This is a genomic window from Bradyrhizobium sp. SRL28 (assembly GCF_018596315.1).
Lineage (GTDB): Bacteria > Pseudomonadota > Alphaproteobacteria > Rhizobiales > Xanthobacteraceae > Bradyrhizobium.
Genome location: NZ_JAHEAG010000111.1, coordinates 1 through 6,198 on the forward strand (window position 1 = coordinate 1; position 6,198 = coordinate 6,198).

The following is a 6,198-nucleotide window of genomic DNA, read 5'->3' on the forward strand; positions in this document are numbered from 1 at the left end:
CTAGGTGGATTATAACCGACTTGGCTGTGAACGCCTTTGCCGCCGACTTGTTGACCAAAGCCGCGAAAATGACTGCTATTGTCCAGGTCAAAGAAGCTGCGTACGGCCTCTATCTCCAGCGCGGTTTTCCAAGCCCTATCGACACTACCGGACGAGCCACGTCGGCCGCCTTCTAATTGCGAAATCATGCCTGAAACGCACTCACATCGCCTGGCTCGACGCTCCAGGATCCGAATTCGCACAGTCCGCACGGCTGAAGGGCACGGCAAAGTCGCGCTCCAGTTGAGGAACAATCTCGCCGATGCAGCAGCTCGTGCAAACGGACTGGTTGATCACACATCGGGCAACACATATTTGCCGGGGTCCCGGCGAGACTTTAGATTCACTTCCGCGTCCGTCCTGTGCTTTTTTTTGCCGGGTTCGCAGCGATGCTGCGCTTTGGTCCACATGGCGCAGGAAAGCGGCAAACTGTGACCCCAGCCCGCCGGCGGCGCTATTGCTAATCGCTCTGGCCGCGCGCGATGGCAAGCGCGTGCGCGATGACGAATGGCCATGATGTGCCGCGGGGCTGCCGACGCAAAACTCCAAAGGATACGGCAGCGTGAATGGCTACTTTTATTCGTGGAGCTCGCGGATCACCGGGCAGCAGCACGGATCATTCGCAGCATGCATTTGAATTCTCGCAACCGAGCGCACCATTTCAACCCTTTTCGAGCAGGGTTGGGGAAATTCGGCTTTGAATCGCGGTATATGCTTCGGTCCATGAAACCTGAAAGGCCTAGGCTCATTCGTATTGCTGGTCTTCTAGGGCGGGGCTGCGCCCACCCCGGCCGGCGACGCTTGGCTCGTCGACCACTCTTTGCGTAAGCTCGGTTAGGTGATGTCGCTCGCAGCGATCCGGGGCTCCAGCCAGCCTCGACACGTCTGCCGCCCGAAAATGTGGCTATCCGGCTTGAGGAAAATCTATGATCGACCTCGAAATCACAAAGGAAGCGCGAAGGAGGATCAGCAGTCACATCCTCTCGACGCCAATCGTACCCTCGCGGGCACTCTCGGATCTTTGCGGTGGTCCAGTGGGATTGAAGCTTGAGCATCATCAGGCCACTGGCAGCTTCAAATTACGGGGTGCAATCAATGCCATACTTCAGCTGAGCGAAGCCGATCGAGCAAGGGGAGTGGTCGCAGCCTCGACCGGCAATCATGGTCGAGCGCTCTCTTATGCTGCCCGCGGGGTGGGTTCGCGCGCGACCATCTGCATGTCGCGGCTGGTACCGGAAAACAAGGTCTTGGAAATCCGGAATCTCGGTGCGGATGTACGAATCGTTGGCGGCTCACAGGACGAAGCGCAGCAGGAGGTCGACCGCTTGGTGGCTAAGGGGCTTGTAATGCTGCCACCGTTCGATCACCCGAACATCATCGCCGGACAGGGCACGATAGGTCTCGAAATTGTTGAAGCGATGCCGGATGTCAACACGGTTATTGTGGGTCTCTCCGGCGGCGGCTTGGCGGCTGGCATCGCAACAGCGGTCAAGAGTATGCGGCCTTGTGCGCGGGTTATAGGGGTTAGCATGGAACGAGGCGCGGCGATGAAGGCGAGCCTCGATGCCGGCAAGCCGGTGCAAGTGGAGGAATGTCCAAGCCTTGCCGACGCTCTCGGAGGTGGCATCGGTCTTGACAACAAGCTAACATTCCCTATCTGTCGAGCCCTGCTCGATGACGTAGTGCTGCTAAGCGAGAGTGAGATCGCGGCCGGCATTCGTTATGCTTACGATCAAGAACGCGAAATTCTTGAAGGTGCGGGCGCTGTCGGCATCGCGGCGCTGCTCGCCCACAAGATCGCTGGATTGCGAGGGCCGATAGCGGTCGTGCTCTCGGGCCGCAATATCGATATGGAACTGCATCGCCGGGTTATCAACGGGATGAGCAATCCTCTTGGGCAGGAGGTCTGATGCCAAAAGTTAAAATTCTGACAGAACGCGAGCTCAGGCAAATCGTGCCGCTTGACCTCTTGGCAGTGCAATGCGTCGAGGACGGGTTCCGTTGGCTCGCTACCAAGGCAGTGGCGATGCCGCCTATCCTGCGGCTCGAGATTCCCGAACATCGGGGCGAGGTGGACGTTAAGACGGCCTACGTGCCGGGTCTCGACGGCTTTGCCGTTAAGATTAGCCCCGGCTTTTTTGACAATCCTAAGATCGGTCTGCCGAGCACCAATGGCATGATGGTGCTGCTTTCCAGCAAAACTGGTTTGGTGCAAGCGCTGTTGCTGGACAACGGCTATTTGACAAACGTGCGCACGGCCGCTGCAGGCGCGGTCGCGGCAAAGCATCTCGCTCGCAAGGACGCTTCCGTGGCTGCCGTCTTGGGTGCTGGAATTCAGGCGAGGTTGCAGCTGGAGGCGCTCGCTCTTGTTCGACCGATCCGTGAGGCCCGTATCTGGGCGCGCAACGCCTCCAAGGCCCAAACCGTTGCGCAGGAGCTCTCCGCGCAACTGCGATTCCCCGTAAGTACGTATGCGGAACCGCTAAAGGCCGTGGCCGGCTCGCACATCATCGTCACCACGACATCGGCCGATAAACCGATCCTGAGAGCGGCATGGCTGGAACCCGGACAGCACGTGACCGCGATAGGATCGGATGCCGAACACAAGAATGAGATCGATCCGAATGCAATCCTCCGAGCCGATCTGTATGTCGCCGACAGGCTCACCCAGGCGCGCCATCTAGGCGAACTTCGCCATGCCATTGCGGCAGGCGTGGTTGCAGGTGACACAAGCTTCCCAGAACTTGGCGAGATCATCGCCGCGTCGAAAATGGGTCGCAAGAGCGAGATGCAAATCACCATCGCAGATCTCACCGGCACCGGCATCCAAGACACCGCCATCGCCTCGCTCGCGCTCGCACGAGCGGACGCTGCAGGGGCCGGCATGGACTTCGAGAGCTAAGCAACTGCGCGGGCCGGAGCCGAGCTCGCGACTTGCATCGGCTTTCAGGAATTCGTCTTCGGCAGTATGGGCATCGCTGAAATGGCGGTCGAGGAATGAGATAGATGGCGTGGCGTACCGCCGGCAAGCTCGTCTGAGGCGGAGGTCTCAACTACTAATGCGCCTGTTAAAGTCGATGGAAAGCCCGCTAGCCGCCGTTCGGGTGCGCATCGCCCATGGACCTCCGCAGCCGGATCAACGACAAGGTCCCGGTTTGCCAGCTCACATTTGTCACTTGGAATCGGCGAGCATGTTTTCGGCTGCCATCGACAGGATGTCCGGACTGAACCGCTTGCGGAGACGCCCTCCCATCGCAACCGGCCAGATCAGCTTGACGCTCACCGAGTATACCTTCAGGTGACGAGGGATAACAACGGCCCAGGCCGACTCCCATGTCGTGAGCCCTTGTCGAAATGGCGCACTGAGGCCTTATCCTGGCGTCCGCCAGCACACAACCGAATCGCTCGCCGGCTGCCATCGCGCAATCTCGGCCAAAGCGATCTCTGGCTTGGATGGTAGCGTTCGGTATTCGACTGGTACACCGGCGCGCTTTATGCGGCGTCGCTCGTCCAACTCTCAGGTAGGAACAGAGCAATGCGATCATCACCGGTACTTCACCGCGCGCGAGCGTCAGTGACACCAATGCTTGGCAATTTGCCGTTTTGCCAACAGCCAATGCATATTGCGCAGCGACACCGACCGAGTGTTCGCCGTTCTTGCACCGCGTGTCTCGATAACCGGTGCCGCATCATCGCCGCAACGAGCCGGTCTGCCAGATTGAACAGCTCTGTTTAGTGGTGTCGCATTCAAGACACCATCAGCGATTAGTCATGCAGCTGATCGTAAGCGCCCACCGCAAAGCGCTCCGCCATCGGTTGGCGCTCACCAGGGCCCGGCCTTCGCTCCTCGCCTGTTTGGAAAGAAGCGATGTGCGTGCCACGCATGATCCGCTCGATGAGGTCGGGGGTCTCCTCGCGGGCGATCCAGCCTTCGGCTACTAATTCCGAGAGTGCCTGCGCGATGCCAAGGCGGCGATGCAGGTGTGGCCATAGATTGGCTCAACCGCATACTAATCGCCGCCGAATGTGAATATCTTGCCGCTCGGAACGGCCAGCAGAAACTCCTTCAGGAAGCGAACGCTCGCTGCCGGATTGATAATCAATGTCCAGCACATGTCGATCGCCGCATTCAGATAGTATTTGGCCGGCGCGATGAACTCTTTAGTATGGGTAGCCGATATGCATAAGGACGAATCGAGTCTCGGGAAAGTCCTGCAGCAGGCGACAGAAATCGGCGGCGTTGTTGCGAACGTGACCGAGCTGCATCACGCCGCGACCGGCCAGATAACCGGTGTGCAGCTTAACAGGTAGGCCACGCTTCCCAGCCCTGCCAACTCAGTAGCGAAACAGAAAATCCTTCAGCGTCTTGAGGTCCTCGGAACCGATGGAGGACCTGCCGCTGATTCCACCGCCGCCGACAAGGCTCAGAAAGAACCGCGACGCATGCGCCTTGGCCACCGGCGCGAAATCGAGTCCGCGAGAATAGGCGATCGAGCATTTCACCGCCACCGCTCTGAGCGGCCGTATGATGCAGCGCATGGGCATAGCCGGTGTGACGGATGCGGTCCCAGTAGGGTGCGACGAGCCGGTATTTTTCCTCGCTTGATAGATCCGTCCCGAGGAAAACTTCGCAGCGCAGCTGTCGGCACTCCTGCTACCACCAGATCGTCAGCAGCGTAGGTCGCGAACAGACAGGCCCAGTCATCGCACGGCAGCAACTGACCGACCGCGCTGGAAAGGCGCAGGCTTTTCCTCGATCAGATGCTCGTGGGTATCCACGAATGGCGTCTGATCGGCCGATTCCGTGGTCTGCCTATCATAATTCGTCATCATTTCTATTTTCCGTATGTCGCTGGTGAAACTAGCAGGTACACGGCGGAGCTTCCCGAAGCGGATGGCTCGATCAGGCGGGGGGCGATGCGGTTCGGCTTTGCGCCGGAAAGCCATGCTTGTAAGAGGGTATGTGTCGGCGATGTCATGGAGGAAGCATAGCCCCGCCTCAATGCCGAATTCTCGCAATTTAAGCTCAGATATGGCCGGACTTCTGCTGTAGATTGCGTCGATGGCATCGTAACCGGATGGTTGGGGTGGTCTCGGCGCACGTGACGAAGCTCTATTCAGGCCGCTGACCATGAGGATGCGCCCAGCGGATCCGCCTCGACGTGGCGGTTGTCACGGAAGCGACGACCGTCGCCGAGGTCGATCTCTCAAATCGGAAGCAGGTCCCGCCGTGAGACGCGATTACGATGGGCCGAACGGCCTGTCATTTTAGGTCATTGGTGAAAGCGAGTGCCCTGGAACGACGAAATCAAGGAATACCGAGATAAGAAACCTGAGACGCCGTTTTCCGGCTCGCGAGACGCTGTGGTCTGTAGACCAGAGACAAGTTCATCGTCCTGCGTGACCAAGTCAATGCCACGCTTGCTCAGAAGGAGGTAAAAGTCATTTAGCCTTCGCACAACCCAGTTTTCTCGCCGCTCTTTCGTTGAACGTGTCCATCGCCTCGGCTTTCGGCTTCAATATTACGCGCGCAGACTAGATGGGTGCTGCAGAGAATGGCTCGGTCACGGCGATCCCGCCCTTGTGACCCGAAGCATGAACCGTCATCGCCATGGGCGATCATGAGGCCGGTTCGGCCTTCGAGATTGCACCGGCTCGCTAGGGATCTTCGCCTCAAGGCCGCGCAAGCGCTGGTCGATCGAGATCGGCTCAACAATCGTGTTCCATAAGATAGTTAAACGAGCTCGGATCAGTGTGGCGCCATTTATCGCATTGATCGGCATTTCGACACCTTCCTCATAAAGGCATCGCGCCGCGTCCGCACTAATCCCGGGGCGACTCTCCACCGTGGCACCGTGCGGGTTTCACATGACCAATTAGATCTTCTCATGCAGAATGATGACAAAGCCCTACTCAGCGTCCTCCATACAGTTTTGATCGAGCAGGCCAGGAGCGAGGCCATCGTCGCGAGTCGTGGGAGCAGTGTCGCGTTCGGCTAAATCCCTCAAGCCCCCCCTTTCAGCGGTATCAGCACGGATTCAATCCTTCGTTACAACCAGTGATGACCGTAATGAACCTCGTGATCCACATCGTCGTCGATTTGCTGGCTGCGCAATCCATCAACTTGCTCATGCGATCGAGCAGACCCAATTCGATCAG

General features: G+C 58.6%; 5 protein-coding genes and 1 pseudogene. 2 read left to right on the forward strand and 4 right to left on the reverse strand.

The features are described from left to right. A partial coding sequence (locus KIP88_RS45150) for a hypothetical protein (RefSeq protein WP_214494530.1) occupies positions 1–188 on the reverse strand: 188 nt, incomplete at its 3' end. Positions 189–965: 777 nt separating this feature from the next. Here KIP88_RS45150 and eutB point away from each other — a divergent pair. Together eutB and eutC are read left to right on the forward strand one after the other, a co-directional pair. After that, the gene (eutB, locus tag KIP88_RS45155) at positions 966–1,949 is read left to right on the forward strand and encodes a hydroxyectoine utilization dehydratase EutB (protein WP_214494531.1); all 984 of its coding nucleotides are present in this window, start codon (positions 966–968) and stop codon (positions 1,947–1,949) included. Next, positions 1,949–2,941 carry an ectoine utilization protein EutC gene (eutC, locus tag KIP88_RS45160; RefSeq protein ID WP_214494532.1) on the forward strand — a complete coding sequence of 331 codons (993 nt, stop codon included), beginning with the start codon at positions 1,949–1,951 and terminating at the stop codon, positions 2,939–2,941. The genes eutB and eutC overlap by 1 nt, the downstream gene beginning before the upstream one ends. Before the next feature lie 535 nt (positions 2,942–3,476). On the opposite strand, the pseudogene KIP88_RS48925 reads toward eutC, so the two are convergent. The 3 genes and pseudogenes from KIP88_RS48925 to KIP88_RS45170 all read right to left on the reverse strand — a co-directional run. Then, positions 3,477–3,656, reverse strand: a pseudogene (locus KIP88_RS48925) (IS701 family transposase); the annotation flags it as partial. 544 nt (positions 3,657–4,200) lie between these two features. Beyond that, the gene (locus KIP88_RS48930) at positions 4,201–4,308 is read right to left on the reverse strand and encodes a hypothetical protein (RefSeq protein WP_374226613.1); all 108 of its coding nucleotides are present in this window, start codon (positions 4,306–4,308) and stop codon (positions 4,201–4,203) included. Between the two features lie 66 nt (positions 4,309–4,374). After that, on the reverse strand, positions 4,375–4,578 hold the full coding sequence (locus KIP88_RS45170) for a hypothetical protein (RefSeq protein ID WP_214494533.1): 204 nt from the start codon (positions 4,576–4,578) through the stop codon (positions 4,375–4,377). Between the last annotated feature and the right edge of the window lie 1,620 nt (positions 4,579–6,198).